General features: G+C 64.6%; 27 protein-coding genes. 20 read left to right on the top strand and 7 right to left on the bottom strand.

Features of this window, described 5'->3' with window-relative positions; all coding sequences use genetic code 11:
- Positions 1-23: 23 nt before the first annotated feature.
- The 3 genes from F455_RS0112510 to F455_RS0112520 all read right to left on the bottom strand — a co-directional run bounded on the left by F455_RS0112510 (position 24) and on the right by F455_RS0112520 (position 3,014).
- Positions 24-1,355, bottom strand: a complete 1,332-nt coding sequence (locus F455_RS0112510; RefSeq protein ID WP_018973638.1) for an aminotransferase class V-fold PLP-dependent enzyme — start codon at positions 1,353-1,355, stop codon at positions 24-26.
- Between the two features lie 105 nt (positions 1,356-1,460).
- Positions 1,461-2,393: an alpha/beta hydrolase gene (locus F455_RS0112515; RefSeq protein ID WP_026293337.1), complete on the bottom strand. Its 933-nt coding sequence runs from the start codon at positions 2,391-2,393 to the stop codon at positions 1,461-1,463.
- Positions 2,394-2,411: 18 nt separating this feature from the next.
- On the bottom strand, positions 2,412-3,014 hold the full coding sequence (locus F455_RS0112520) for a TetR/AcrR family transcriptional regulator (RefSeq protein WP_033410024.1): 603 nt from the start codon (positions 3,012-3,014) through the stop codon (positions 2,412-2,414).
- Between the two features lie 118 nt (positions 3,015-3,132).
- On the opposite strand from F455_RS0112520, the gene F455_RS0112525 reads away from it, so the two are divergent.
- From F455_RS0112525 to F455_RS0112560, 8 genes are all read left to right on the top strand, one after another.
- On the top strand, positions 3,133-4,587 hold the full coding sequence (locus tag F455_RS0112525) for an amidohydrolase family protein (RefSeq protein WP_018973641.1): 1,455 nt from the start codon (positions 3,133-3,135) through the stop codon (positions 4,585-4,587).
- Between the two features lie 202 nt (positions 4,588-4,789).
- Positions 4,790-5,947, top strand: coding sequence for an isovaleryl-CoA dehydrogenase (locus tag F455_RS0112530; RefSeq protein ID WP_018973642.1), 1,158 nt, complete (start codon positions 4,790-4,792; stop codon positions 5,945-5,947).
- Between the two features lie 59 nt (positions 5,948-6,006).
- Positions 6,007-6,369, top strand: a complete 363-nt coding sequence (locus F455_RS0112535; protein ID WP_157578763.1) for a hypothetical protein — start codon at positions 6,007-6,009, stop codon at positions 6,367-6,369.
- A 96-nt stretch (positions 6,370-6,465) separates the two neighbouring features.
- Positions 6,466-6,696: a hypothetical protein gene (locus F455_RS22965; RefSeq protein WP_157578765.1), complete on the top strand. Its 231-nt coding sequence runs from the start codon at positions 6,466-6,468 to the stop codon at positions 6,694-6,696.
- A 72-nt stretch (positions 6,697-6,768) separates the two neighbouring features.
- Complete coding sequence (locus tag F455_RS0112545; RefSeq protein WP_018973645.1) at positions 6,769-7,941, top strand: thiolase family protein; 1,173 nt, start codon at positions 6,769-6,771, stop codon at positions 7,939-7,941.
- A gap of 85 nt (positions 7,942-8,026) precedes the next feature.
- Entirely contained in the window at positions 8,027-8,368 is a 342-nt protein-coding gene (locus F455_RS0112550) for a hypothetical protein (RefSeq protein WP_018973646.1), read from the top strand.
- A 242-nt stretch (positions 8,369-8,610) separates the two neighbouring features.
- A complete protein-coding gene (locus F455_RS0112555; RefSeq protein WP_018973647.1) occupies positions 8,611-10,218 on the top strand; it encodes a carboxyl transferase domain-containing protein in 1,608 nt (535 codons plus the stop codon).
- 52 nt (positions 10,219-10,270) lie between these two features.
- Positions 10,271-10,657, top strand: a complete 387-nt coding sequence (locus F455_RS0112560) for a hypothetical protein (RefSeq protein ID WP_018973648.1) — start codon at positions 10,271-10,273, stop codon at positions 10,655-10,657.
- A gap of 91 nt (positions 10,658-10,748) precedes the next feature.
- On the opposite strand, the gene F455_RS0112565 is transcribed toward F455_RS0112560, so the two are convergent.
- Together F455_RS0112565 and F455_RS0112570 are read right to left on the bottom strand one after the other, a co-directional pair.
- Entirely contained in the window at positions 10,749-11,180 is a 432-nt protein-coding gene (locus F455_RS0112565; RefSeq protein WP_026293338.1) for a hypothetical protein, read from the bottom strand.
- A gap of 133 nt (positions 11,181-11,313) precedes the next feature.
- A complete protein-coding gene (locus F455_RS0112570) occupies positions 11,314-13,086 on the bottom strand; it encodes a glucan ABC transporter ATP-binding protein/ permease (RefSeq protein ID WP_018973650.1) in 1,773 nt (590 codons plus the stop codon).
- Positions 13,087-13,455: 369 nt separating this feature from the next.
- Here F455_RS0112570 and F455_RS22085 point away from each other — a divergent pair, with 369 nt between their 5' ends.
- The 8 genes from F455_RS22085 to F455_RS0112610 all read left to right on the top strand — a co-directional run bounded on the left by F455_RS22085 (position 13,456) and on the right by F455_RS0112610 (position 21,408).
- Positions 13,456-14,673 (top strand): hypothetical protein, encoded by a 1,218-nt coding sequence (locus F455_RS22085; protein ID WP_157578767.1) that lies wholly within the window; start codon positions 13,456-13,458, stop codon positions 14,671-14,673.
- 442 nt (positions 14,674-15,115) lie between these two features.
- On the top strand, positions 15,116-16,054 hold the full coding sequence (locus F455_RS0112580) for a hypothetical protein (protein ID WP_157578769.1): 939 nt from the start codon (positions 15,116-15,118) through the stop codon (positions 16,052-16,054).
- A 165-nt stretch (positions 16,055-16,219) separates the two neighbouring features.
- Positions 16,220-17,014 carry an enoyl-CoA hydratase-related protein gene (locus tag F455_RS0112585; protein WP_018973653.1) on the top strand — a complete coding sequence of 265 codons (795 nt, stop codon included), beginning with the start codon at positions 16,220-16,222 and terminating at the stop codon, positions 17,012-17,014.
- A 4-nt stretch (positions 17,015-17,018) separates the two neighbouring features.
- A complete protein-coding gene (locus tag F455_RS0112590; protein WP_018973654.1) occupies positions 17,019-17,423 on the top strand; it encodes a VOC family protein in 405 nt (134 codons plus the stop codon).
- A gap of 41 nt (positions 17,424-17,464) precedes the next feature.
- Positions 17,465-17,836, top strand: coding sequence for a GxxExxY protein (locus tag F455_RS0112595; RefSeq protein WP_211212321.1), 372 nt, complete (start codon positions 17,465-17,467; stop codon positions 17,834-17,836).
- Positions 17,837-17,864: 28 nt separating this feature from the next.
- Positions 17,865-19,874, top strand: coding sequence for an acetyl/propionyl/methylcrotonyl-CoA carboxylase subunit alpha (locus F455_RS0112600; protein ID WP_018973656.1), 2,010 nt, complete (start codon positions 17,865-17,867; stop codon positions 19,872-19,874).
- Entirely contained in the window at positions 19,871-20,521 is a 651-nt protein-coding gene (locus tag F455_RS0112605) for a hypothetical protein (protein WP_157578771.1), read from the top strand. The genes F455_RS0112600 and F455_RS0112605 overlap by 4 nt, the downstream gene beginning before the upstream one ends.
- Positions 20,518-21,408, top strand: coding sequence for a hydroxymethylglutaryl-CoA lyase (locus F455_RS0112610; RefSeq protein ID WP_018973658.1), 891 nt, complete (start codon positions 20,518-20,520; stop codon positions 21,406-21,408). Before F455_RS0112605 ends, F455_RS0112610 begins: the two co-directional genes overlap by 4 nt.
- A 13-nt stretch (positions 21,409-21,421) precedes the next feature.
- Here F455_RS0112610 and F455_RS0112615 read toward each other — a convergent pair whose 3' ends face one another.
- Positions 21,422-22,213 (bottom strand): SEL1-like repeat protein, encoded by a 792-nt coding sequence (locus F455_RS0112615; protein ID WP_157578773.1) that lies wholly within the window; start codon positions 22,211-22,213, stop codon positions 21,422-21,424.
- Between the two features lie 98 nt (positions 22,214-22,311).
- The gene (locus tag F455_RS0112620) at positions 22,312-23,016 is read right to left on the bottom strand and encodes an AraC family transcriptional regulator (RefSeq protein WP_018973660.1); all 705 of its coding nucleotides are present in this window, start codon (positions 23,014-23,016) and stop codon (positions 22,312-22,314) included.
- Positions 23,017-23,096: 80 nt separating this feature from the next.
- Between F455_RS0112620 and F455_RS0112625 the strand changes: the two genes are divergently transcribed.
- Genes F455_RS0112625 through F455_RS0112640 form a run of 4 tightly spaced genes read left to right on the top strand, consistent with a single transcriptional unit; the run spans position 23,097 to position 26,683 of the window.
- Positions 23,097-24,050 (top strand): 4-hydroxyproline epimerase, encoded by a 954-nt coding sequence (locus tag F455_RS0112625; RefSeq protein WP_018973661.1) that lies wholly within the window; start codon positions 23,097-23,099, stop codon positions 24,048-24,050.
- Positions 24,047-25,144, top strand: coding sequence for an NAD(P)/FAD-dependent oxidoreductase (locus F455_RS0112630; RefSeq protein WP_018973662.1), 1,098 nt, complete (start codon positions 24,047-24,049; stop codon positions 25,142-25,144). The genes F455_RS0112625 and F455_RS0112630 overlap by 4 nt, the downstream gene beginning before the upstream one ends.
- On the top strand, positions 25,141-25,410 hold the full coding sequence (locus tag F455_RS0112635; protein ID WP_018973663.1) for a (2Fe-2S)-binding protein: 270 nt from the start codon (positions 25,141-25,143) through the stop codon (positions 25,408-25,410). The genes F455_RS0112630 and F455_RS0112635 overlap by 4 nt, the downstream gene beginning before the upstream one ends.
- Positions 25,403-26,683 (top strand): NAD(P)/FAD-dependent oxidoreductase, encoded by a 1,281-nt coding sequence (locus F455_RS0112640; protein WP_018973664.1) that lies wholly within the window; start codon positions 25,403-25,405, stop codon positions 26,681-26,683. Before F455_RS0112635 ends, F455_RS0112640 begins: the two co-directional genes overlap by 8 nt.
- Positions 26,684-26,699 lie beyond the last annotated feature (16 nt).

The raw sequence follows: 26,699 nt of genomic DNA on the forward strand, positions 1-26,699 counted from the left end.
CGAGCCGCAGCGGCAGATAGCGGCTAACCGGCGATGGCACGCACCGCGGCGACGGCTTGGTCGACTTGTTCCGGAGTGTTCATGAGCCCGGCCGAGAGACGTGCATAACTCTTGGCATACGGACTTTCGCTGGCAATGATCTTGCGCTCGAGCAGGCGTTTGACGGTCTCGCCCGGCTTTTGTCCGGCGACCTCGAAGCAGTTGATTCCGGCGGACAGCGATGCATCGCGCGGCGTGATCAAGCGCACCTTCTTGATGCTCGACAGCCCGTCCTTGCAACGGCCATTGAGCTCGGCGACACGTTGTGCGATGCGCGCGCGGCCGATCTGCTGATGCATGCGGAATGCCGTGCCCATCGCCCATTGGTGCTCGTAGGCAAGGAACCCTCCCGGCGACACGCGCGCGGCAACGGTCGGACCGCGCACCGGCCGCTGCTCGGTCCAGGCTTCATAGACCTCCAGGTCCGAAAACGAAGGGATCAGCGGACGCAGCCGCGCCCAGTTCTGCGCGCGCGCCCAGACGATGCCGGTACCGCGTGGCGCGAACATCCACTTGTGCGTGCCGGCGCAGAAAAAATCGGCACCGAGATCGGCGATCGTCGCATCGACAGCGCCGATGCCATGCACACCGTCTACCACCAAAACCATGCGCTCCTTCTCATCGCGCTTGCTGTTGATTTCGCCGACCGCGTCGGCAATCTGGCGTACGGGCAGGCGAATGCCGGTCGCCGAATGCACCCAGGTGATACCGAGCACGCGCGTTTTCGGGCCGATGCCCTCGCGTACGCGCGAAACGATCGCCTCCGCGCTGGCTCTCGCCGCGTCGTCGAACAGCGTGATCTTGCGCACCGAAGCGCCGTTGCGCTCGGTCGACAAGCGAATCGCTTCATGGTGCACCACGTGATCGTGGGTAGTCACGAGCACTTCGTCGCCGGATTTCAACGGCAGACCGTGGTAGACCAGAGCAAGACCGGTGGTCGTATTCGGCGTCAGCGCAATCTCGTCGGGCTTGCCGCCGAGGTAGGCGGCGATGTCGACGCGCACTTTTTCCTGCAGATTCTGCGCTTCGGATTCGAACATGCCGTGCTCGACGGTCAGAAACGGATTCGCGTCGAGCGCATTGCGGAAGCTTTCGATCGCCTCGCGCACCACCTGCGGATGCGAGGCGATGTAGAAGCCGGAGAAATGCAGATACTCCGGCGTCAGGCGAAACTGGCGGCGAATCTGGTTCCAGTCTTTGAGCGCCGGCATCGGCGCGGAACGCGCCTCGACTTCGGCGAGCAGGCTGCGAGGCAAAACGGCAGCGCCCAGCAGGGCACCGTTTGCGGCGATGAATTCCCGGCGTGACAACGTCATGCGACTCCCCCGAGGCGATGCGATGTGGCGACCAGCTTACACCCGCGGAGCGGCGCGCGGCGAGTTCCGCTCCGCCGTGCGCCGGCAACACCTTCAGCAATGCGGTCAGACGACGCCGTACGGCAGATTCGGCGACGACACCACGCGTTCGCCGACCGTTTCGCCGCGCGCGAAACGCAGCGCCGCCTCGATCACTTCGGCGTCGTCGACGATACGGTTATGGCCGAGTCCGTTCGTGGTCAGCATGCGCGCGCCGGGCCAGTGGCGCGCGTAGCACTCGCCTTCTTCCCACGGCACTTCGCGATCGCCGAGATCGTGCACGATCAAAGCGGGCTGGCCGAGCGCGGCGAGATGGCGGAACGCCTGCATGTCGCGCGGATGTACACCGGTGCGCTGCTCGCACCATTCGTAGAACGGCTCGCGCAGGCCGGAACCAAGGTGCATGAAGCGGAAGAAGCGATCGGCCGCGGCGATCATGTCGGCCGGCGGCGCGATCAGCACGAGGCGATCGGCATGCCAGGTTTCGTCGAGCGCCATGCACACGGCCGCGCCGCCGAACGAATGCGCGACCGCGAGCGCCGCGTTGCCGAAATGGCGGCCGACGGCCTGCACCGTGTCGGCGAATTCGGGCAGCGTGCTCAGGTCGCCACTGCTGTTGCCGTGGCCGGGTTGGTCGAACGTGATGACCGCGTAGCCGAGCGCGCGCAAGTGCGAAACCCAGGGCTGGAAGCGCAGGCCGAAGCTCGACCAGCCGTGCACGAGCAGCGCATACGGCTGCGTCGCCGGATCGCCCCAGACGTAGGTCGCGATCGTGCGGCCGCCGCTGCGCAACGACATGCGTTGCATCTCCGCATCGAATTGCGCGGCGCGCGCGCGACTGCGGCTGCTCGCGAACGGCGTGGCGAACAGGCGTGCCGCACGTCTAGCGGTACGCCGCGGTGCGATCACGCCGCCGATCGCAAAGCCGGCGCGCAACGCGCCCAAAGTCAGAATATTACGAACGATCGTGCTATTTTTTGACGAAGCTGCGGTTGCCATGGTTGACCTCCAAGGATCTCAGCGGGAATAGGCGGTAATCAGGCGCTCGAGCGCGCGATCGGCTTGCGCGCGCGCCTGTTTCGGATCGAACAGGCGCGTGTCCTGATGCAGGGCGAGCGTGATGCCGAGTATTTCGAACGCGAACTGGCGCGTGTCCGTGTCCGCACGCAGTTCGCGCATGTCGACGGCGAGTGAGATCGCCCGTGCGGTCACGCTGCGCCATTGATCCATGAACGCGACGACGCGGTCGCGCTGCGGTCCGGGGCGTGCGTCGTATTCGTTGACCGAAGCCAGCAGCGGGCAGCCGTAGCGGTTTTCGCGTACCCAGTCGAACCAGCCGTGCGCGATCGCGCGTAGCCGCGGCAGACCGCGCTTCTTGCGCAGTGCCGGCATGAACACGCGCTCGCCGAAGCGCTGCGCGCCGAAATCGAGCACGGCGAGTTGCAACTCCTCGCGTGAACCGAAGTGCGCGAACACGCCGCTCTTGGACATCTTCGCCGCCGTGGCGAGTTCACCGATCGACAGGCCTTCGAGGCCTTTGCGCGAAGCGATGGCATAGGCGCGATCGAGGATCATCTCGCGCGTCGCGTTGCCCTTGTCGGTGGTGGCGGCTACTACCATGACCAGAAAATAGCACGATCGTTCGTTCTTTTCAAGGACCATGGCGATCCGCTTCGCTTGAAATGCACACGCCTGCCGCGCGACAGTGCCCGCGCAAAGACCTGACGAGAACCGATCGATGAGCAAGCCCTTCCGCATCGCCGCCGCCGCGTTGTTCGCGCTGGCTTCGCCCGCGTTCGCCGCGAACCCGCAGGCCGACGTGATCGTTCGCCATGCGACTGTCGTCGACGTCGAGCATGCGCGCACCGTCGCCGACCAGGCCGTGGTCCTGCGCGGCGGCGACATCGCCGCGGTCGGTGGCGACGCCGAGATCGCGCGCAACTGGCAAGCTGCGAACACGATCGATGCGAAGAACCGCTATCTGATCCCGGGACTATGGGACATGCACGTACATTTCGGCGGCGGCCCCGAGCTCATCGAAGAAAACAAGGCACTGCTGCCGCTGTACATCGCCCACGGCATCACCACGATCCGCGACTGCTCGGGCGACCTGCCCGAGCAAGTGCTCGCCTGGCGCGACGAGATCGCCAAGGGCAGTCTGTTCGGCCCGCACCTGTTCACCTCGGGCGCGAAAATCGAAGGCATCAAGCCGGTTTGGAAGGGCACGATCGAAGTCGGCAGCGAGAAAGAGGTCGATGCGGCGCTTGCGCGCCTGCGCGACAAGGACCATGTCGACTTCGTCAAGATCACCGACAGCACGCTCGACCCGAAGCTGTTCCTCTACGCCGTGGCAAAAGCCAAGCGCCTGGGCCTACGCACCTCGGGCCACATCCCGATGGCGGACACGGTCGCGCAGGCGGTCGATGCAGGCTTGAGCTCGATCGAGCATATCGACTACGCCTACAAGGCCGGCGTCAAGAACGAGGCCGCGATCGCGGCCGATTTCGGCGCGGGCCGTATCGATCGCGCCGAAGCGAACCGCCGCCTCGACGCCGGCTTCGATGAAGCGACCGCGATGGCTGCCTATCGCACGTTCGCGGCGAAAAACGTGTACGTCACGCCGACCCTCAACGGCGGCCGCATCCTCGCCTTCCTCGATGAGGACACGCACGCCAACGATCCTTACCTCGCCTACATCGGTCCGAAGCTGCGCAAGACTTACGACTGGCGCATCGAACGCGCAGCCAAGGCGGATGCCGCGGGCATCGCCGCGCGCCACGCACATTACGAGCGCGAAGCGGCGGTGCTGCCGATGCTGCAGAAGGCCGGCGTGACGATCATGGCCGGCACCGACGCCGGCTTCCTCAACTCGTTCAACTATCCGGGCATCGGCCTGCACGACGAATTGTCGCTTTACGTCAAGAACGGCATGACCCCCGCGCAGGCACTGGCCTCGGCCACGCGCGCCGGCCCCGCCTGGTTCGGCAAACTCGATCGTTTCGGCGGCGTAGCCAAGGGCGAGGCGGCCGATCTCGTGCTGCTCGAACGCAACCCGCTGCAGGACATCGACGCGACGCGCAGCATCGATACGGTGATCCTCGGCGGCCGCGTCTATGATCGCAAGGCGCTCGACGGCATCCTCGACGAGACGCGCAAAAAAGTCGCCGACTGGAACGCCACAACAGCGCACTGAAAGCGGAGAGTGATCAAGTTTGAATTTTCTTTTCCGTTCGTGGTGAGGTATCGAACGGTAATCTGCGCGGGCCGTTCACCCTTCGATACCTCAGGGCGAACGGATTCTGATTTCAACTTGGACCACTACCCAGCAACGCGCCGTGCCCCGGCCCGAGCCGCTGCGTTATCATTGCAGGCCCGATCGCTGAAGGATCACGTCCATGCGCCCGTTCCCGCTCGGAGAAGAGCTCGACCTGCTGCGCGACACCGTCGCAGCGTTCGCGGACAAGGAAATCGCGCCGCGCGCCAACGCGATCGATCACGACAACGTGTTCCCGCCCGACCTGTGGAAGAAGCTCGGCGAGATGGGCCTGCTCGGCATCACCGTGCCGACCGAGTACGGCGGCTCGGGCATGGGCTATCTCGCCCACCTCGTCGCGATGGAGGAAATCTCGCGCGCCTCGGGTTCGATCGGCCTGTCCTACGGCGCGCATTCGAACCTCTGCGTCAACAACATCCTGCACAACGCGAGCGAAGCGCAGAAGCAGAAATACCTGCCCAAGCTGTGCAGCGGCGAGTTCGTCGGCGCACTGGCGATGAGCGAACCGGGCGCGGGCTCGGACGTGGTCGGCTCGATGACCTGCCGTGCCGAGCAGAAGGGCGACGTGTGGATCGCGAATGGTTCCAAGATGTGGATCACCAACGGCCCCGACGCCGATGTGCTGCTGGTCTATATGCGCACCGCGCACCGCCCGGCCGGCTCGCGCTGCATGACCGCCTTCCTCGTCGAGAAAGGCATGAAGGGGTTCTCCACCGCGCAGAAGCTCGACAAGCTCGGCATGCGCGGCTCGAACACCTGCGAACTCGTGTTCGACAACTGCGAGATTCCCGATGCGAACCGCGTCGGCGAGATCAACGAAGGCGTGCGCGTGCTCATGAGCGGCCTCGATACTGAGCGCCTCGTGCTCTCGGGCGGCCCGATCGGATTGATGCAGGCCGCGCTCGACATCGCCCTGCCCTACGTGCGCGAGCGCAAGCAGTTCAACGCGCCGATCGGCACGTTCGGCATCATGCAGGCGAAGATCGCCGACATGTATACCTTGCTGCAGTCGTCGCGCGCGTATGCCTACCTGGTCGCGCAGGAGTTCGACGCCAACCGCAAGTCGCGCATCGATCCGGCCTCGTGCCTGCTCAACGCCTCGCAGAACGCGGTCAAGGTCGCGCTCGAAGCGATCCAGGCGCTCGGCGGCAACGGTTACATCAACGAATACCCGACCGGCCGCATCCTGCGCGACGCCAAGCTCTACGAGATCGGCGCGGGCACGAACGAGATCCGGCGCATGCTGATCGGGCGCGAGCTGTTCCACGGCAAGTCATGACTGACGCAGGCCGCGGCGAATCGAGACTGTTCGCGCAGCTACGCGAACTGCATGCCGCGATGGACCTGGCCAAAGTGTCATACATGTTGATTGGCGGATTCGCCGTCAATATCCACGGCTATGTCCGGGCAACGCACGATCTGGACATCATGGTGCTCGCTGGGGACTCCGATCTTTTGCACGACACGTTGTGCAGGCTCGGATATTCCGCCATCGACCGACGCGCGGACCTTGCCTGCTACTTCCGCGGCAACGACAGGCTCGACATCTTGTATGCGCGCCGCCCGGTCAGCCAGCGCCTGCTCACGCAGGCGGCATATGCGGACTTGAATGGACTGAGCGTACCCACCATCTCGGCTGAGGCCTGCTCGGCCTCAAGATTCAGGCGTTCTCCGACGATCCACGCCGCATTCGCGATCTGACCGACATGATGGAATTGGTGAAGGTCAATCGTGCGACACTGGATCTCGATGAGGTTCGCGACTACTTCCGGCTTTTCGACAGCGAGTCCATACTCGATGACATCCTCAAATCCACTGACTGAACTGGCGCTGCGCTGCCTGCGCAAAGCGCCAGTTCGCGACACCACCACACTGGATGCGGCGGCACGTCATGATCTTGGGCGAGTTCGCGCCATGTCTGCTGCGCAAAGGGCCGCGCAGCTCAATGAAATAATGCTCATGGCGGAAATCTGTGGTCTTCCTGCCCAAACCCGCACTCTGGCGTCGGGCAATGACTTCCGACTTTAGTTCCAATTGCCGCACTGCGGCAATGAGCCGATAATTGCGCCATCCACCCTTTCTGCAAACAAGGAAATCGCCATGTCAGACATCGTCATCGTCGGTGCCAAGCGCACCGCCATCGGCTCCATGCTCGGCCAGTTCACGGGCGTGCCGACACCCACGCTCGGCGCGACGGCGATCAAGGCCGCGCTCGACGAGTCCGGCGTGCCGGCGGCCGACATCTCCGAAGTCATCATGGGCTGCGTGCTGCCGGCCAACCTCGGCCAGGCGCCCGCGCGCCAGGCTTCGCTCGCCGCGGGCCTGCCGAAATCGGCCGGCTGCACGACGATCAACAAGGTCTGCGGCTCGGGCATGAAGGCGATCATGCTCGCCAACGACCTGATCAAGGCCGGCTCGGCGACGGTCGTCGTCGCCGGTGGCATGGAATCGATGACCAACGCGCCGCACATGGTCGCCGCGCGCACCGGTCTGCGCTACGGCGATGCCAAGCTCGTCGACCACATGGCCTGGGACGGATTGACCAATCCCTACGACGGCAAGTCGATGGGCGTGTTCGCCGAGGCCACCGCGGCCAAGTACGGCTTCACGCGCGAAGCGCAGGACGCGTACACGATCGAATCGGTCAAGCGCGCGCAGGCCGCGATCGCTTCGGGCGCGTTCAAGGACGAAATCGTGCCGGTCAAGGTCGCGACGAAGAAGGGCGAGGTCGAGTTCGCCGTCGACGAGCAGCCGGGCAAGTCCGACGTCAGCAAGATCCCGACCCTCAAGGGCGCGTTCGCGAAGGACGGCACGGTAACCGCGGCGAGCTCGTCGAGCATTTCCGACGGCGCCGCCGCGACCGTGCTGATGAGCGCGGACGAGGCGAAAAAGCGCGGGGTCAAGCCGATCGCGCGCATCGCCGCCCACGCGACCAATGCGCACGAGCCGGAATGGTTCACCACCGCGCCGGTCGGTGCGATCCAGAAGGTGCTCGACAAGGCCGGCTGGAAGGTCGGTGATGTCGACCTGTTCGAGGTCAACGAGGCGTTCGCGGTCGTCGCGATGGCACCGATGAAGGACCTCGGCGTGGCGCACGAGAAGCTCAACGTCAACGGCGGTGCCTGCGCGCTCGGCCACCCGATCGGCGCCTCGGGCGCGCGCCTTGTCGTCACCCTGCTGCATGCACTCAAGGCACGCGGCGGCAAGAAGGGCGTCGCCGCGCTGTGCATCGGCGGCGGCGAAGCGACCGCAATCGCGGTCGAACTGGTTTAAGCTAGGGGAAATACCGCCCGGCTGTCGCTCGCACGGCAGCCGGGCACTTCGTTGCACGTCCAACCAACCACATGGGAGAGGGAGCATGAAGATCAAAGCCATCATTGCAGTTCTGGCGCTTGCCGTTACGTTGACCGCTTGCGATGACTCCAAGCAGAAAGCCGAGCAGGCCGCCGCGCAGGCCAAGGCTGCTGCCGACAAGGCGGCTGCGGATGCCAAGGCCGCCGCCGACAAGGCAGCTGCGGAAGCCAAGGCTGCCGCCGACAAGGTCGCCGCCGATGCCAAGGCCGCCGCCGACGCCACCGCGGCTCAGGTGTCCAGCGCTGCGGCTGCGACGAGCCAGGCCGCAGGCCAGGCCGCCGACGCTGCCAAGGACGCTGCCGCCAAGGCCAAGGAAGCCGCCGAGAAGAAGACCAACGGACACTGAGTTCCGGTCCCATCGACGCAAAACCGGCCGCCTCAGTGCGGCCGGTTTTGTTTAAGCTACAACCTATCTCAAAACTACTGCGCTCGACCCGATTCAAACCAAAATCGGGCGCGCCGGCGGTGCTCGGAATCCTCATTTACTATTTGTAAACTCCGGTTCCTGCGCTCCGGCGACGAACGAACTGCCTTCGCTCGCTACGTTTTGAGATAGGTTCTAGACCTAATTGTCCGCAGAGCACCTCCATGCCCGTCATCGAATCGCAGATCGACCCGCGCAGCGAAGAATTCCAGACCAACGCCAAGCAGCTGCGCGGTCTCGTCGACGATCTGAAAACGCAGCTCGCGCAGGCCGCACTCGGCGGCGGCGAGAAGGCGCGCACCAAGCACACCGAGCGCGGCAAGCTGCTTGCGCGCGAACGCATCCGCGCGCTGCTCGACCCGGGTTCGCCGTTCCTCGAATTCTCGCCGCTCGCCGCGCACGGCATGTACGACGGCGCGGCGCCGTGCGCGGGCGTGATTGCCGGCATCGGCCGCGTGCACGGCAACGAGGTCGTCGTCGTCGCCAACGACGCGACGGTCAAGGGCGGCACGTATTTCCCGATGACGGTGAAAAAACATCTGCGTGCGCAGGAAATTGCGCTCGAGAATCGCCTGCCCTGCATCTACCTCGTCGATTCGGGCGGCGCGTTCCTGCCGATGCAGGACGAGGTGTTTCCCGACAAGGAGCACTTCGGCCGCATCTTCTACAACCAGGCCCGGCTGAGCGCACTCAATATTCCGCAGATCGCGGTCGTCATGGGCTCGTGCACCGCCGGCGGCGCCTACGTGCCGGCGATGAGCGACGAGACCATCATCGTCAAGGAACAAGGCACGATCTTCCTCGGCGGTCCGCCACTCGTGAAAGCCGCGACCGGCGAAGTCGTCGACGCCGAATCGCTCGGCGGCGCCGATGTGCACACCTCGATTTCCGGCGTCGCCGATCATTTTGCCGAGAACGACCAGCACGCGCTCGCGATCGCGCGCGACATCGTCGCCAACCTGAATCGGACGAAGAAACTGCCGGTCGCGATCCAGGCGCCGGCCGAACCGAAATACGCGACCGAGGAAATCTACGGTTGCGTGCCGACCGATACGCGCAAGCCGTTCGACATCCGCGAGATCATCGCGCGCATCGTCGACGGCTCGGAATTCCACGAATTCAAGGCGCGTTACGGCAAGACCCTGGTTTGCGGATTTGGCCACCTATACGGCTATCCGGTCGGCATCGTCGCCAACAACGGCATCCTGTTTCCGGAGTCCGCGCTCAAGGGCGCGCACTTCATCGAGCTGTGCAACCAGCGCGATATTCCGCTCGTGTTCCTGCAGAACATCACCGGCTTCATGGTCGGCAAGAAATACGAGCAGGCCGGCATCGCCAAGGACGGCGCAAAGATGGTCACCGCGGTCGCCTGCTCGCACGTGCCGAAGTTCACCGTCATCATCGGCGGCAGTTTCGGCGCTGGCAACTACGCGATGTGCGGTCGCGGCTACCAGCCGCGATTCCTGTGGATGTGGCCGAACGCACGCATCAGCGTGATGGGCGGCGAGCAGGCAGCCAGCGTGCTCGCGACCGTGCGCCGCGACGGCATCGAAGCAAACGGCAAGACCTGGGCGAAAGAAGACGAAGACGCATTCAAGGCACCGATCCGCGAGCAGTACGAACGCCAAGGTCATCCCTACTACGCCTCGGCGCGTCTCTGGGACGACGGCGTGATCGACCCGGCCGACACGCGCCGCGTACTCGGCCTGGCGATTTCCGCAAGCTTCAACGCGCCGATCGAGAAACAGCGCTTCGGTGTGTTCCGGATGTAGCGTATCGTTCGCCAGCTGTATCGTGCATCGCAACGTCCAAACGAGGGGACATATGAGTTTCGATCGCAAATATCTGATCTGCGCGCTCGGTTACGTCGTGCTGGGAATGGGTGTCGGCGTTTACATGGGCGCGTCGGGGAATCATGGGCAACTCATCGCTCACGCGCATATCCTGCTGGTCGGTTTCGTCGTGTCATTCATCTACGCGATCATTCACAAGCTGTGGCTCGAACGGCCCGGCAAAGCGATCGCGCAGACGCAGTTCGTGCTGCATCAGGTCGCGGCCGTCGTCATGTTCACGGGACTGCTGCTGCTTTACGGCAGGGTCGTCGCGGAGACCACGATCGGCCCGATTCTCGGCGCGTCTTCGATCGGCGTCCTGGCGGCAGCCGTGCTGATGATCTACATGGTGCTGAAGTCAGGCGCGCTGAAGTCCTGAGCCTCCGGCGCGCGGCGCTGGTGTCGACATGTTTCGCGGTGCCGGCGTGCAATGCGCCGGCGTCCAGAGGCAGCGCGAACTGCCTGAATAGTCAGTGCGCGGGCGGCTTGTCGATTTCCGCAACGCGGCTGTCGCGGTCGAACACGACGCGACCGCCGGATTCGTCCGGGTAGTACCAGACCTCGCCGAACACGCCGGTGGTCGTGCGTCCTGGCGCGCCGAGCAGGCGGCGCACTTCGCTCCAGCTCATGCCCTGCTTGATCTGCGCCCACTTGGTCGGATCGCCCCAGATCGGCGGCGGCGTGGGTGCACCCGGCTGGGCCACGTGCGGCACGACGGATACTGCCGGCGCCGCGGGCGGCTTTGCGGCGAGCGCATTGAGTTTCGCCTCGAGCTCGGCGACATGCTGCTCGAGCGCTTTGACACGTGCATCGAGCGCCGCCTCGCTGGCCTTGTCGGCCAGGGCGAAACTGGGGGCAACCATCAGGGCAAGCGATGCGATCAAGGCGAGACGGGAAGGCATACGGATACCGGCATGGGAACTGGGCAATAACCTACCACGCGCGCTGCCGTTTCGTTGTACTCCTTTGGTCCGAGGCTAGACGTGTGTCATCCGCTTCACACCCCGATGCCGGCTGATCGCTCCGAGGAATTCCTCAGCCGGTCAGCTCGATATCCGCCTCCTCCAACACCGCGTCAGGCACGAACTCGCCGCCGCGGTCGAGTTCGGCGAACAGGCCGCCGAGGCGCACGAGTTCGTCGTACTTGCCCCTCTCGACCAGCTCGCCGTTCTTGAGTACGAGAATGACGTCGGCGTTGCGTACGGTGGTCAGGCGATGGGCGATGACGAAGGTCGTGCGGCCCTGGGTCAGCGCGCCGAGCGCACGCTGGATGCGCGCCTCGGTGGCGTTGTCGAGCGCGCTCGTCGCCTCGTCGAGGATCAGGATCGGCGAATCCTTGAGCATCGCGCGCGCGATCGACAGGCGCTGGCGCTCGCCGCCGGATAGCGAGCGACCGCGCTCGGCGACGAGGGTCGAATAGCCCTCCGGCTTGACGATGACGAAATGATGCGCTTCGGCCGCGATCGCGGCCGCCTCGATTTCCGCCTCGGTCGCATCGGGCTTACCGATGCGCAGGTTGTCGGCGATCGAACGGTAGAACAGGCCCGGGTCCTGGAACACGACGGCGATGTGCTCGCGCAAGCTGTGCAGGCTGACCTCGCGGATGTCGATGCCGTCGATCGTGATGCGGCCCGCGCTCGGATCGTAGGCGCGGTAGAGCAGGCTCAGCGCCGTGGTCTTGCCCGCACCGGTGGGACCGACGATGGCCGCAGTTGCGCCCGCGGGCACCCTGAAATTCAGATGCTTGAGCGCCGGATGCGACACCTCGTAGCCGAACGAGACGTCGTGGAACTCGACTTCGCCGCGCACGTCCTGCGGCAGGTCGGGCGCGCCCGGCTTTTCGTGCAGCACCTCCTGCGTATCGAGCACGGCGAAGAAATCGCGCAGCGAGTGGGTCTGGAAGAACAGGCTGGAAATGAAGCCGGCGAACTGCTCGAGACGGCCGATCAACTGCATCGAGAAACCGACGAAGGTGACGATCGCGCCGACCGTGACCTCACCCTTGCCGTTGAGCTGCGCGCCGAGCGCGAACATGGCGACGATCGTGATCGTGCTCATCGCGCGATTGGCAACCGACAGCCAGGCCCAGCCGCGCAACACGGGATACTGCGCGGTCAGCACCTTCTTCACCATGCTCTTGATCTCGGCGACCTCGGCCGAGATGCGCGAGAAGCTCTGCACGACCATGACGTTGCCGAACACGTCGCCGACGCGCTCGGAGATCTCGTGGTGCAGTTCCTCGACCTCGCCCTGCGCCTTGTGCGTGCGCCGTACCGCGATCGCGTTGAACACGGCGAAGCTCGTCATCAGGCCGATCATGAGCAACGCAAGCTTCCAGTTCATTTTGATCGCGAGCGGGATCATGACGAAGATCGACAGCAGCGTGGTCAGATGATCGCGGAAGAAATTGAGCCAGATCTGGAACAGGTTGCTCGAGCCCGAATGCATGATGCGCAACAGACGCCCGGTGTGGTGCTGGCCATGGAACGACAACGGCAGCGCGATCGAATGCTCGAAAAACTGGGTGATGACGGCCAGGCGCCGACGGTGTGCGAGGCGGTCTGAATGGAGCGAAACGAGCACGCTGGCGACGACGCCGGCGAAACCGACGCCGGCCCAGGCGCCGATGAATTGCCACGCGTCGCGATGATCCTTCGCGGTCAGCGCATCGACCACACGGCCGAATAGCCAGGGCTCGAGGAAGAACACGCCCGCGAGGGCAAGGTTGGCGACGGCCAGCGTGATCGCCAGCCATTTTTCCGGCGCGAGCAGCGCGAGCACGCGCAGGTAAATTCGAAGGATGGACATCTTGCTCCAGCTGAATAAAACGAACGGTAACGCTCCGGCCTACCCTGGGGTGCCGCAGCCGCGTCGGGCTAGCTTACCTATCGAGAGCAGTGGTTGCAGCCGCGAATTGAATCCGAAGGCAGCTCCGGCCTCTACGTTCCACTTCGTAGCAACAACATCCCGTAAATACGTGATGTGATTCAGATTTTTTGGAATATTTAACATATGTACGTGTATTTCGACCGTACCACTTGACGGCAGGGGCTCCGCCTTGAGGGGTCCGGGTCGAACCGAATCATGACCGCGGGCGCGGGGAATCAAGCAGCAGATGAAGCAAACGCGGACATGGGGAGATGTCCATATGACTTTCACATCCTTTTGGAGCGAGGCATGAAGAAGGCAACACTAGTTACGGCGTGCATTGTGGGCGTTGCGATGATGGGACTGACCGCGCAGGCGTTCGCGGCGCAGGCCAATCAAACTCATTTCGTTGTACACCAGACCGAAGGCAGTCTGCTGCAATTGGGCGATGCGTTGGTCGCCAACGGCCAAGGTCAGGCGGAGCTATATCGCGGCGGTGAAAAGATTGCCACCATCCAGGATCCGAACGACATCATCGCCGAGGCGTCCTCGCCTTCACGTCCGCTATACGTGACCGACCAGGACGGCGCAATTGTCCGCGGTGATCTGCGCGACTTCGAGGGTGCTCTCTATCTGAGCCACAGCGCTCCGATCGTGCCCTTCTATCGCAGCGACAAGCCGCGGGTTCCGCTCGCCGGCGCCGGCAACGATCATTCCGTCGGCACGGATTCGCAAGAGCCCATCGATCCGTCGAGCCCCCATTTCAACCAATGCAATCCTAGCCGCCCAACGGTGCGCGCTTGCTACGGCTACGGCGGCCCGCTGACCCTCAAGGGCGGCAATGTGATGGTCACCCCGACCATCCAGGCGGTGTTCTGGGGCAATTGGTCGCAAACCGATCCGATCATCACCGGCATGGACTCGTTCTTCAACGGCTGGAGCGGAAGCGGCATCGCCAATGCGTCAAACGAGTACAACGGCGCCACCAACGGCTACGTGACCGGCAATTCCACCTACGTCGGCCACACCTTCGATACGTCCTCGACCGGCAACTCGACGCCGAGCAGCTCGACGATGGTTTCGAAAGCCTGCAGCCTGACCGGCAACAATCCGAACTCGAACGCGATCTACACCTACATCACCTCCAACTGGCCGGGCGGCCAGGCCTGCGGCTTCCACACCTGGGGCACGTGCAGCAACGGTGCGCAAGTCCAGGTCGCCTGGATCGGCAATTTCACCGGCACCACGGGCTGCGGTCCGGGAGCCAGCTCCGGCAACGCGCAAGGACTGGCGGATATCGCATCGGTGGTCTCGCACGAAGTCTCCGAAGCCACGACCGATCCGCGCGGCACGGGCTGGACCGACAACGGCGGTTACGAAAACGGCGACAAGTGCGAATGGGTCTACGCACCGATGACTCTTGCCAACGGCGCCAACTTCAGCCTGCAGCGCGAATGGTCCAACGCGTTGTATGCCGCCGGCACGGGATATGCCAATTACTTCGGCCAGAAAGGCTGCAAGCAGTAATCTTCCCGGCTCTGCCAACCTCAAGTCCCCGGCCAGTCCGGGGACGTCGGTGAACCAATGCAACATTTTTGAAAGACTTAACCCGGTAACCGTTACGAATTCACTACCGCACGAAGTTCGAGGGAGATTTTGGTCAGGCGCATGCGCGGTGTATCGGGCCGAGGTGGGGACCTCGCGCGCTTTATTCGGCATTCGACGAATTTCGGGAAAATCTTCGCATAGCGAGGTTTATCCGCGAGCTGGGAGTAGCTCGCCTGCAGCGGCGCCGATCGGCGTTCGATGAAGCGGAATCGGTAAAAACTGGCCCTGAACTAACGGCGGCACGAACAACCCTGACGGGGTTGTGCTGACTCTTTCCACTACTTTTGGAGTATGTATGCAAGCAAAGAAGAAACTGGGCGTGCGTCCCGCGGTTCTCGCTGCGTCCATGATCAGCCTTTTGATGTCCCCGGTGATATCGACCGTTGCTGCCCCGAGTGCGACTGCCGAACAATTGCATGCTTGGCACGATTCTCTGAAGAATTTCCCACCGGTCTCCGAAGGTTGTTTCCAGGCGGATTATCCGAGCCTGGCCTGGCAGCAAGTGGCGTGCGGCGAAACGCCGACTTATCGCTCCAATCCGAAGTATCGCGGTGCGGACACGGTCGGCAACGGCTATGACTACTCCGCAACGACCTCTCATCTCACCCAGTCGGCCACCGGCAGCTTCCCGAGCGAAGCCGGCGGCGGCTCGGGCGGCTACACGCTGCAGCTCAACACCAATTTCGGCAATGGACCGACGGCGTTCTGTTCGGCCTTGGGATATTCGAGCTGCCAGACCTGGGAGCAGTTCATCTACTCGTCGAACTATCCGGGCAATGCCGGCACCGGCGTCAGCGGTCCGCAGGCGTTTATCCAGAACTGGATGTTCATTCCTGCCCACAAGCGTTGCCCGTCGGGTTGGAACGGCTACAAGACCAGTTCCTATAACGGCTGCTACAAGAACAGCAAGGGCATCGCTGCGCCTGCAGTCGGACTGTCCGGCTTGTCGGGTGGTTCTCTGTCTGGCTCGGCCTCGACGAGCGGTCTCGACACGGTGACCTTCACCTACGGCGGCACGGCCTACGCCGTCAGCCAGAGCGGCAGCACGCTCGACATCGGCGCGACCTGGAACAACTCCGAGTTCAACGTCGTCGGCAACGGCGGCGGCTCGGCTGCCACGTTCAATTCGGGATCCTCGCTCACGGTGAAAGTGGCGACCAACGACGGCACCACGAACGCGCCGACGTGCACCGGCCCGACCAACGGCGGCACGACCGGCGAGACCAACAACCTGAACCTCGGCGCCTGCGTCGCGGCAGGTGGAACTTCGCCGTACATCCAGTTCACCGAATCGAACTGATTCACGCTTGAGCTGAAAAAAGCTGCGCCGATCGCGGAAACGCGGTCGGCGCTTTTTTTTTGCCCATTCGCCATAGCCGGCCGACGCGGAGCGGACGACCGCGACAGCCCTCCGGGCGACCCGCTATCATGCGCATCCCGCTTTCGCTGACGGTGTGTCGCGCGCATGTCCGGATCGTTACAGATTTCGATCGAGGGGCGCACCGCGCGCATCACGCTCGATCGCCCACAGACGCACAACGCCTTCGACGACGAGCTGATCGGCGAACTCACCGCCGAACTCGAAAAGCTCGCAAGCGATAACTCACTGCGCGCGCTCGTGCTTACCGGTGCCGGCGCCTCGTTCTCGGCCGGCGCCAATGCGAACTGGATGAAGCGCATGGCGACGGCGAGCGAAGCGGAAAATCGCGCCGACTCCGAGCGTCTCGCCGCGCTGATGCGTACATTGAATTTCTTCCCGAAGCCGACCGTCGCCCGCGTCAACGGCGCAGCGATGGGTGGCGGCGTCGGCCTGGTCGCCTGTTGCGACATCGCGATCGCCGCCGACATGGCGAAGTTCGCACTGAGCGAGGTCAAGCTCGGCCTCGTGCCGGCGGTGATCTCGCCGTATGTCATCGCCGCGATCGGCGCGCGCCAGGCGCGACGCCTGTTCGTCAGTGCGGAAGTGATCGACGCGCATGAAGCATTGCGCATCGATCTCGTGCATCGCGTCGTCGCGGCGGACAAGCTCGACGAAGCGATCGCACGCGAACTCGACCTGCTTGCCAAGGGCGCACCAAACGCACAACGCGAAGCGAAGCAGCTCGCATTGCGCATGGCTGGCGCGACGCCCGAACACGCGACGCAGATCGATAAGGACAATGCCGCGCTGATCGCGCGCCTGCGCATAGGCGCGGAAGGTCAAGCCGGCCTCGGTGCATTTCTCGACAAGCAAACGCCTCCGTGGCTCAAGCAGGAGTAGCCTCGTGTCCCTTCGCAACCGTTTCGACCATATCGGCTTCACCGTTTCCGATATCGCACGCAGCAAGGCGTTCTACGCCGGCGCGCTCGCGCCACTCGGCATCGGCCTGGTCATGGAGGTCACGCCGGAAATGACCGGCGGCCACGCGCACGTAGGCTACGGCCACGACGGCAACCCGTACTTCTGGATCGGCAACGGCGACGGCGCGTTGCGCGGCAAGCTGCATGTCGCCTTCGCCGCAGCGAACCGCGCGACGGTCGACGCGTTCTACGCGGCGGCCATCGCCGCCGGCGGCATCGACAACGGCGCGCCAGGCCTGCGCCCGCACTATCACGCCAACTACTACGGCGCGTTCGTGCTCGACCCCGACGGCCACAACATCGAAGCGTGTTGCCATCTGTCGGAGTGACGATTCTTAACGCGGATAAGAGCGGATTGATCGAGGCAGACTTGACCGAACAGGTTATTGGAGTGTTTTACTCCGTCTACAACGAGCTCCAGCACGGGTTCGTCGAAGGCGTCTATGAAAACGCATTGGCGTTTGCGTTGCGCGAAGAAGGGCTATATGTGGAGCAGCAGGCGCCCCTGTCCGTTTCGTTTCGCGGTCGCATCGTCGGCGAGTTTCGAGCGGATCTTGTCGTGGAAAAACGTTTGCTGATCGAACTGAAAGTGGCCTCGAAGATCAACGATGCGCATGAAGCGCAACTGTTGAACTATCTCAAGACGACGGGGCTTCATGTGGGCCTGTTGTTGAACTTTGGCCCCACAGCTCAAGTAAGGCGCCGAATCTTCGACTCAAAAAATCCGCTCTTATCCGAGTAAATCCGCTCTTATCCGCGTTAAGTAAATTATGTTCAACAAAATCCTCATAGCCAACCGCGGCGAGATCGCATGCCGCATCATCCGCACCGCGCGGCGCCTCGGCATTCAGACCGTCGCGGTGTACTCGGAAGCCGACGCGACCGCGCAGCATGTTCGCCAGGCCGACTTCGCCTACCCTATCGGCGGCCCGCGGCCGGCGGATTCGTATCTGCGCGGCGATGCGATCATCGAGGTCGCGAAGAAATCGGGCGCGCAGGCAATCCATCCCGGCTACGGCTTCCTGTCCGAGAATGCCGACTTCGCCGAGGCCTGTGAACAAGCCGGCATCGTGTTCATCGGTCCTTCCGCCGGTTCGATGCGCAAGATGGGCTCGAAGGCCGGCGCCAAAGAGTTGATGTCGGGACACGGCGTGCCCGTGGTGCCGGGCTACACCGGCGAAGACCAGGATGCTGTGCTGCTCGCGCGCGAAGCGCAGCGCATCGGTTTTCCGTTGATGATCAAAGCCGCCTACGGCGGCGGCGGCAAAGGCATGCGCATCGTGCGCGCGGCCGACGAATTCGCCGCGAATCTCGAATCCTGCCAGCGCGAAGCGAAGAGCGCGTTCGGCCGCGACCGCGTGTTGCTCGAACGCTACGTCGAAACGCCGCGCCATATCGAATTCCAGATCTTCGGCGATACGCACGGCAACGCGATCCATTTGAACGAGCGCGAATGCTCGGCGCAGCGCCGCTACCAGAAAGTGCTCGAGGAAACGCCCTCTCCGTTCCTCACCCCCGAGCTGCGCGCGAAGATGGGCGACGCCGCGATCAAAGCCGCGCGCGCGCTCGACTACGTCAACGCCGGCACGGTCGAATTCATCGTCGGTCCGCAGGGCGATTTCTATTTCATGGAGATCAACACGCGCCTGCAGGTCGAGCATCCGGTCACCGAGATGGTGCTGCATCTCGACCTTGTCGAACTGCAATTGCGCGTCGCCGCGGGCGAGGCATTGCCGGCTTCGCTTCTGCGCAACAAATCGGTGCCGCAGGATGGCCACGCGATCGAGCTGCGCCTCTACGCCGAAGATCCTGCGCGGGGATTTTTGCCCGGCTCGGGCAGGCTGCAGCGGCTGCAACTGCCCGCTCCGAATGCGCATGTGCGCATCGACTCGGGCGTGATCGAAGGTGACACGGTGACGATCTTCTACGACCCGATGATCGCCAAGCTGATCGTCTGGGACCGCGATCGCCCGTCGGCGTTGCAGCGCATGCGCGAGGCGATCGCCCAATGCGCGGTGACCGGACCGAAGTCGAACATCGATTTCCTCGAGCGCCTCGTGCGCCATCCCGCGGTGATCGAAGGCCGCATCGACACGGGCTACCTCGACCGCCACCTCGCCGAATTCCTGCCGGCCGACGCCGCGCCCGATCAGGCGATGCTGTTTGCCGCGGCGACCGCGGTGTTGCTGGCCGAGGAAGCGTCCACACCGCAACTTGCACGCGCCAGCGGCGATCCGTACTCGCCCTGGGCACGCGCCGACGCCTGGCGCATCGGCCACTCGGGCAAGCGCATCGTCTGCTTCGCGCACGACGGCGAGCGCATCGAAGTCGACGCGCACGGCGCAAACGGCAGCTACGAATTGAACATCGGCGAGACACGCTGCAAGGTCGCCAATGCGCGTTTCGCCGACGGCTTCCTCAACGCCGAGCTCGACGGCGAAGCGCGCCGCTGGCGCAGCGAGGTCGACGCCGACGGCGTGCTGCTGCATGACGGCGAACGCCGCGCCTGGCTCACCCGCGTCGCCGCATTCGCCTATGCGAAATCGGCGCAGACCAGCGGCGACCGCATCGTCGCGCCGATGCCCGGCCGCATCGTGTTGGTCAAGACCAAGAAAGGTGACCGTGTTACTGAAGGCCAGGAATTGATCGTGATGGAAGCGATGAAGATGGAAATCACGCTCAAGGCGCCACGCGCGGTGAAGATCGCGATCGTGAGTGCGAAAGTCGGTGAGTTCGTCGAGGCCGACGCGGTGCTCGCGCACTTCGAGGCGGAAGAATGAGGCTCGCGGCGGCAATGTTATGCCTTGCTGCCGTGAGTGGTTGCGTCGATACCGTGTTCGAATCACTGCCCGGCAAGCACATCAGCCCGTGCGATCCGCGCTTTGTCGGCACATGGCGACTGCTGAACCAGGAAAAAGACCGCAAGGCTGATGAGAATTTGTTTCTCGTGGTCGACCCCGGCTGCAAGACCTTGCATTTGTTCGAGAACGGCAAGGACGATACTGACACCGACGCCAAGACTCATCTGGCGTTTGCATCGGTCGGCGCGAAATCCATCCTCACGGTCAAGTTTGACGACGAACAATCGCATACCGACGGCGTGGACTGGTCGAATGGCTATCACTATTTTCTCTACGACATGCGCAACGGCGAGATCCGTCTGCGTCCGACTGACGACGCTGCAGTCGCGCATTTCATCATCGATGGCAAACTTCAGGGCCGCACGGAGAAGATTTCGAAGATGCCGGGCGGGCGACGCTCCGGCGATGGCATGATGCTGCACAGTTACGTTGCCGGCGATTCCGAAGCCATGGCCAAAGCCGTCGAGCTTCGCGGTGTGTTCGCCGCTACCCCCTACTTCACCTTGAAACCCGCCAGCGATGCCGAAATATCGGCATCAGCCAAACCCCTGCCAACATCGAAATGACCACGCCCAGCCAAGTCCGCATCGTCGAAGTCGGCCCGCGCGACGGCTTGCAGAACGAGAAAGCCATTGTGCCGACGCCGACGAAGATCGAACTGATCGACCGGCTTTCGGCGACCGGCCTGCAAACGATCGAAGCGACGAGTTTCGTCAGCCCGAAATGGGTGCCGCAGCTGGCCGACGCGGCCGAGGTCTACACCGGCATTCAGAAGAAGCCCGGCCTGCGCTACCCGGTACTCGTGCCGAACCTGCAGGGCTATGCACGCGCCCGCGAAGTCGGGGTCGACGAAATCGCCGTGTTCACCGCGGCGAGCGAAGCGTTCAATCGCAAAAACATCAACGCCTCGATCGCCGAATCGCTCGAGCGCTTCGCGCCCGTGATCGAGCGTGCGAAAGCCGACGCCGTCGCTGTGCGCGGCTACGTCTCGACCGTGCTCGGCTGCCCTTACCAGGGCGAAGTGCCGTTGGCCGACGTCGTGCGCGTGGCCAAGGCGCTGCATGCGATGGGCTGCTACGAGATCTCGCTCGGCGACACGATCGGCATCGGCACGCCGGCGAAGGCGCGCGCGATGCTCGCCGCGGTCTCTGCCGAAGTGCCGATGTCCGCGCTCGCAATCCATTTCCACGACACGCGCGGACAGGCGCTCGCCAACATCCTCGCCTGCCTCGAACTCGGCGTCGGCGTGATCGACTCGGCCGTCTCCGGCGTCGGCGGCTGTCCCTACGCGCGCGGTGCGAGCGGCAATGTCGCCAGCGAAGACGTGGTCTACATGCTGCACGGCATGGGCATCGCCACGGGCATCGATCTCGACAAGCTCATCGAGACCGGACGATGGCTCAGCGCGCAGCTCGCGCGCGACAACGGCAGCAAGGTCGGCAAAGCCGCCTGAGAGACGGCTGCCTCTACGGTTTCTTTTCCGCCGTCGGTGCGGGCTGGCTGCCGTTGGAGACGCCTACCGGCTGGCCAACGTCCACCGCGCCGAATTGTGTGTGGACGAAATCGCTGAACTGATCCTTCACCGCACTGATGAATTTCGCCGCGTTGACCGTGCGCGTGACGCCCTCGGTGCGCCCGCCTTGCAGCGCGCCGGTGTTCGCGTCGAAAACCGGGTTCGCCATCTGATCGCCGCCGCCCCCGCCGAAACTGCCGTAGGTGATCGTCGTGTACTCGGGCGGCCCGTTAAGCGAGCCCTTGTCGCGGATGAGCTGATCATTGAATTTCTTGCCCGCGCGGTCGAGCGTGACTTTGTCGTCATAGTCGACCTTGAGTTGCTTCCAAATCTCTCCGGCGGCGGCACGCTGCTCGGCGTTCAGGCTGGCATAGGCTTCGCCGACCGCCTTGTCGACGTCGGGCGTATGCGTTTGCGCGGCGATACCGAGCCACGCGGTGCCCCGAATCTTGTCGGCCGGCACGCCTTCGGCGCCGTGCAGATAAAGCATGCCGACATCGAACTGGGCGATCTTGTTACCCCAGTAGCTCGCCTTCTCGTACATCTCGAGCGCTTGGCGGAAATTCTTTCGCTTCACCGCATCCTGCGCGCGTTGTTCGTAGTACTTGCCCGGCAGATATTTGATCGTGATCGAGGGATCGCTGGCGAACGAATTCTCGGCGGATTCGGCGGCGCGCACAGGTGCGGCAAGAAGAGCAGATGCGAGTAGCGCTGCGCCAGCGAGGCGGGAAGCAGAATGAAGCACGTCGATCTCTCCTCGAACGGGGCCGATTCAAAAGACAATACCGGCGCGGGTTCGTTCCCTGCCGCACGCATGCATCGGGTTCGCGATTCCAATGATCGCTACGCGCGCGCCAGCTTGCGATACGCACGCGGTGTCATGCCGACCGTCGCCTTGAACTGACGCGCGAACGCGCTCTGGTCGGCAAAGCCGCAGGCGTGACCGATTTCGGCGATGCCGTCCGCGCCGGAGAGCAGGCGCATCGCCGCCTCGATGCGCATGCGCGTCAGCGCCTGCTGCGGCGTGATCTGGAACACATTGCGGAAATGCCGTTCGAGCTGGGCCAGCGACACGCCGGCCAATTCGGCCAACTTCGCCATGCGCACATTGTCCGCATAGTGGCACTGCAGATGATCGATCACGCGGCGCAGGCGGTCGTAGGTCGGATGACGGCCGTCCGGCTGGCCGAGGTCGCGCGAGATGCCGACCAGGCCGCGCACCTTGCCTCGCACACGCAACGGATGCTTGCGCGTCAGGCACCAGCCCGGCGCACGATTCGGGAAGATGTGCACTTCGAGCTGATCCTCGATCGTCTCGCCGGCGAGCACGCGCCGATCCTGCGCCGCGTAGGAGCCCCCCATGTGCGTGGGAAACAAGTCTGCCACGCCGCGCCCGATCACCTGCGCGCGATTCTTCAGGCCGAGCCGGCGCACGAGGGTCAGGTTCGCGTGCGTGTAGCGCCCGGCCGCGTCCTTGACGAAGAACACGACGTCGGGGAGTGCGTCGAACAGGCTTTCCAACTCGGTGGCGGGAATGGCAATCGTCACGTGAAAATTGTGCCGAATTCCGCATCGAAACGCAGCAAGTCTTTCTAGACTGCGCAACGAGGCGCAGCGAAGATGCCGACATGCATAAGATAGAGATCATCGATTCGCACACCGGCGGCGAACCTACGCGAGTTGTCGTTGCCGGCTTTCCCGATCTTGGCAGCGGTCCGTTGGCCGAACGCCGCGAGCGCTTCCGCCGCGAATTCGACCGCTGGCGCAGCGCGATCGCCTGCGAGCCGCGCGGCTCCGACACGATGGTCGGTGCGCTGTTGTTGCCGGCCGTCGACCCGAAGGCCTGCACCGGCGTGATCTTCTTCAACAACGTCGGCACTCTCGGCATGTGCGGGCACGGCAGCATCGGCGTGATCCGCACCCTCGCCCACCTCGGTCGCATTGCGCCGGGCCTGCATAGGCTGGAAACGCCGGTCGGCATGGTCGGCGCGGAGCTGCACGCCGACGGCCGCGTATCGATAGCCAACGTCGAAAGCTATCGCCTCGCGACGAACGTGCGCGTCGATGTCCCCGGTTTCGGCGCGGTGACCGGCGACATCGCCTGGGGCGGCAACTGGTTCTTCATCACCAAGGATTCGCCGGTGCCTTTGGACTTCGCGCGTGTGCGCGAACTGACTGCGTATACCGAGAACGTGCGCCTCGCGCTGCAAGCAAACCACATCACCGGCGCGGACGGCGCCGAGATCGACCACATCGAGATCAACGCCGTCTCGCTCACACCCGGCGTCGATGCGCGCAACTTCGTGCTCTGCCCGGGCCTCGCCTACGACCGCAGTCCCTGCGGCACCGGCACGAGCGCGAAGATCGCCTGCCTCGCCGCCGACGGCAAGCTCGCCCCCGGTGCGACGTGGCGACAGGAAAGCATCCTCGGCAGCGTGTTCGATGCAACGTATGCCCTCGGCGCGCGAGGTGTGCTGCCGCGCATCACCGGCAGCGCGCACGTGACGTCGCAGGGCGCGCTGTTCATCGATCCCGCCGACCCGTTCGCCTGGGGCATCGGCGCCGAAGCCGGGCGCGCGTGAACACGTTCGACCTGATCGTCGTCGGCGCCGGCATCGTCGGCGCGGCCTGCGCGGACCTCGCCGCGGCGGAGGGCCTGCGCGTCGCAATCGTCGAACCCGGCCCCGTCGGCGGCGGCGCCACCGCGGCGTCGATGGGCCATCTCGTCGTAATGGACGACGACCCGGCCGAACTCGCACTGTCGCGCCATTCGCAGCAGATGTGGGAAGCCTATGCGCAACTGCCCGAAGCCGAATTCAGCCGCTGCGGCACGCTGTGGGTCGCGCGCGACGAACGAGAGTACGCGGGCATCGCGGCGAAGATCGCACGCCTCGCGCAGGCTGGCGTCGTTGCCGAAGCGGTCGATGCGAAGGCACTGTATGAACTCGAACCCGAACTCGCCCGCGGCCTCGCCGGCGGCATGCTCGTCGCCGCGGAAGCCGTGGTCTATCCGCCGCGCGTCGCCGAGTTTCTCGTCAAGCGCGCGACCACGCGCAACACTCAGCTGCATCTCGGTCGCCGCGTACACGCGCTGAGCGGCGACGGCGTCGTGCTGGATGGCGGCACGCGCCTGAGCGGCCCCGTGCTCGTCGCCACGGGCTGCGCCCTGCCCGAGTTGCTGCCGATGCTGCCGCTGCGCGCGCGCAAAGGCCATCTCGTCATCACCGATCGCTATCCGGCATTCGTGCGCCATCAACTGCTCGAACTCGGTTACGCCGACAGTGCGCACGGCAACGCGCCCACCTCGGTCGCGTTCAATGTGCAGCCGCGTCCGACCGGGCAAGTGCTGATCGGCTCGTCGCGCGAATTCGACTCTTCGAGCGAGGTCTCGATGACCATCGTGCGGCGCATGCTCGAGCGCGCGTTCGCCTTCCTACCGCGCCTGTGCGATCTGCAGGCCTTGCGCATCTGGACCGGCTTGCGCCCGACCACGCCGGACGGCCGCCCCTACCTCGGCGCGGTGCCCGGGCTGCGCGATGTCTGGGTTGCCGCGGGCCACGAAGGACTCGGCATAACGACGGCGCTTGCCAGCGCACACCTTGTCATCGATCAGCTGCTCGGGCGTCGCAGTGCGATCGATCCGGCTCCCTACCTGCCGTCGCGAGTGCGCGCATGAATACAACGGCGAAGCCCGTGTGTCTGCACGTCGACGGCGTGGCGGTCGAAGCACCGGTCGGCGCCAGCGTCGCTGCGGCGATCGCCCAGGTCACGCTGCGCTTCGGTCGCCGACCCGGCGGCGGTGCGCGTGCGCCGCTGTGCGGCATGGGTGTGTGCTTTGAATGTCGCGTGCGCATCGACGGCATCGATCATCAGCGCGCCTGCATGACGATCGTACGCGAAGGCATGCGCGTGGAAACCGCGATGGAGCCGGCGCATGGCTGAGCACTACGATGTGCTCGTCGTCGGCGCAGGTCCGGCCGGACTCGCCGCTGCAGACGCGGCTGCAGGCCACGGCGCACGCGTCGGTCTGCTCGATGCGCAGGCGACGCTGGGCGGCCAGGTCTGGCGCCGCGATGTGCGCGCCGAGGCACCGCGCATGGCCCGACACGCATTCCATGCCGTCGAGCGCCGCACGAATATTGCGCGCTTCACGCAGACGCAGATCGTTGCCGCGACGGACAAAGAACTTCTGGTCGAACAAGCGGCACAGGCGCGCACCCTGCGTTACGACAAGCTCGTGCTTGCCTGCGGCGCACGCGAACTGCTGCTGCCGTTTCCGGGCTGGACTCTGCCCGGCGTGTTCGGCGCCGGCGGCGCGCAGGCGCTGATCAAGCAAGGCTGGCCGATTGCCGGCAAGCGCGTCGTCATCGCCGGTTCCGGGCCTCTACTGCTCGCGGTCGCGGCGACGCTGCGCAAGCACGGCGCCAGCATCGCCGCGATCTGCGAACAGGCGTCCGCGAAACAACTGGCCGCGTTCGCCGGCGCGCTCTGGCGCTGGCCGCAGAAAGCCGCGCAAGCGCTCGTCTTGCGTGCCACGCTTACCGGCGTGCCCTACCACGCGGCTGCGTTCGTGCGCGCGGCGCACGGTGATGCGCGGTTGCGCAGCGTGGAAGTGCAGATCGGGGAAAATTTAGTACGCATCGAATGCGACCATCTCGCCGTCGGCTACGGCCTCGTGCCGAACGTCGAACTCGCGCAACTGCTCGGGTGCGCGCTGACCCGCAACGGCTCGCATCCGCACGTCGAAGTCGACGACGATCAGCGCACGAGCATCGCCAACGTCTACGCCGCCGGCGAAGTCTGCGGCATCGGTGGGCGCGACAGCGCGCGCATCGAAGGCGCGATCGCGGGACATGCCGCGGTCGGCGCGACGCAGGCCGCGCAGGCATTACGGTCCGCGCAGCGCCACGCGCGCCGCTTTTCCGCATTGCTCGAAACCCGTTTCACACTCGACGCGCGCATCCGCGAGCTGGCGACGGACGACACGATTGTCTGCCGCTGCGAAGATGTCACCTGGTCCGCGCTGCGCGATTTCGGCGACGCACGTGCGGCCAAGCTGCAGACCCGCTGCGGCATGGGCGCCTGCCAGGGCCGCATCTGCGGCACGGCGCTGGCCGAGCTCGGCCGCTTCCCACGCGGCGGTCCGCGCCCGCCGATCTTTCCCGCACGGCTGGCAACGCTGGCCGAGGCCGATTTCGCTTCAACCCCGAACTAATTCTTTTACGATTCGA

Source organism: Rudaea cellulosilytica DSM 22992, assembly GCF_000378125.1.
Taxonomy (GTDB): domain Bacteria; phylum Pseudomonadota; class Gammaproteobacteria; order Xanthomonadales; family Rhodanobacteraceae; genus Rudaea; species Rudaea cellulosilytica.

What these genes read in the sequence shown, in the direction of transcription:
- F455_RS0112510 (WP_018973638.1), bottom strand. Translation starts at nt 1,355, where the DNA reads ATGACGTTGTCACGCCGGGAATTCATCGCCGCAAACGGTGCCCTGCTG.
- F455_RS0112515 (WP_026293337.1), bottom strand. Translation starts at nt 2,393, where the DNA reads ATGGCAACCGCAGCTTCGTCAAAAAATAGCACGATCGTTCGTAATATT.
- F455_RS0112520 (WP_033410024.1), bottom strand. Translation starts at nt 3,014, where the DNA reads ATGGTAGTAGCCGCCACCACCGACAAGGGCAACGCGACGCGCGAGATG.
- F455_RS0112525 (WP_018973641.1), top strand. Translation starts at nt 3,133, where the DNA reads ATGAGCAAGCCCTTCCGCATCGCCGCCGCCGCGTTGTTCGCGCTGGCT.
- F455_RS0112530 (WP_018973642.1), top strand. Translation starts at nt 4,790, where the DNA reads ATGCGCCCGTTCCCGCTCGGAGAAGAGCTCGACCTGCTGCGCGACACC.
- F455_RS0112535 (WP_157578763.1), top strand. Translation starts at nt 6,007, where the DNA reads ATGGACCTGGCCAAAGTGTCATACATGTTGATTGGCGGATTCGCCGTC.
- F455_RS22965 (WP_157578765.1), top strand. Translation starts at nt 6,466, where the DNA reads ATGACATCCTCAAATCCACTGACTGAACTGGCGCTGCGCTGCCTGCGC.
- F455_RS0112545 (WP_018973645.1), top strand. Translation starts at nt 6,769, where the DNA reads ATGTCAGACATCGTCATCGTCGGTGCCAAGCGCACCGCCATCGGCTCC.
- F455_RS0112550 (WP_018973646.1), top strand. Translation starts at nt 8,027, where the DNA reads ATGAAGATCAAAGCCATCATTGCAGTTCTGGCGCTTGCCGTTACGTTG.
- F455_RS0112555 (WP_018973647.1), top strand. Translation starts at nt 8,611, where the DNA reads ATGCCCGTCATCGAATCGCAGATCGACCCGCGCAGCGAAGAATTCCAG.
- F455_RS0112560 (WP_018973648.1), top strand. Translation starts at nt 10,271, where the DNA reads ATGAGTTTCGATCGCAAATATCTGATCTGCGCGCTCGGTTACGTCGTG.
- F455_RS0112565 (WP_026293338.1), bottom strand. Translation starts at nt 11,180, where the DNA reads ATGCCTTCCCGTCTCGCCTTGATCGCATCGCTTGCCCTGATGGTTGCC.
- F455_RS0112570 (WP_018973650.1), bottom strand. Translation starts at nt 13,086, where the DNA reads ATGTCCATCCTTCGAATTTACCTGCGCGTGCTCGCGCTGCTCGCGCCG.
- F455_RS22085 (WP_157578767.1), top strand. Translation starts at nt 13,456, where the DNA reads ATGAAGAAGGCAACACTAGTTACGGCGTGCATTGTGGGCGTTGCGATG.
- F455_RS0112580 (WP_157578769.1), top strand. Translation starts at nt 15,116, where the DNA reads ATGTCCCCGGTGATATCGACCGTTGCTGCCCCGAGTGCGACTGCCGAA.
- F455_RS0112585 (WP_018973653.1), top strand. Translation starts at nt 16,220, where the DNA reads ATGTCCGGATCGTTACAGATTTCGATCGAGGGGCGCACCGCGCGCATC.
- F455_RS0112600 (WP_018973656.1), top strand. Translation starts at nt 17,865, where the DNA reads ATGTTCAACAAAATCCTCATAGCCAACCGCGGCGAGATCGCATGCCGC.
- F455_RS0112605 (WP_157578771.1), top strand. Translation starts at nt 19,871, where the DNA reads ATGAGGCTCGCGGCGGCAATGTTATGCCTTGCTGCCGTGAGTGGTTGC.
- F455_RS0112610 (WP_018973658.1), top strand. Translation starts at nt 20,518, where the DNA reads ATGACCACGCCCAGCCAAGTCCGCATCGTCGAAGTCGGCCCGCGCGAC.
- F455_RS0112625 (WP_018973661.1), top strand. Translation starts at nt 23,097, where the DNA reads ATGCATAAGATAGAGATCATCGATTCGCACACCGGCGGCGAACCTACG.
- F455_RS0112635 (WP_018973663.1), top strand. Translation starts at nt 25,141, where the DNA reads ATGAATACAACGGCGAAGCCCGTGTGTCTGCACGTCGACGGCGTGGCG.
- F455_RS0112640 (WP_018973664.1), top strand. Translation starts at nt 25,403, where the DNA reads ATGGCTGAGCACTACGATGTGCTCGTCGTCGGCGCAGGTCCGGCCGGA.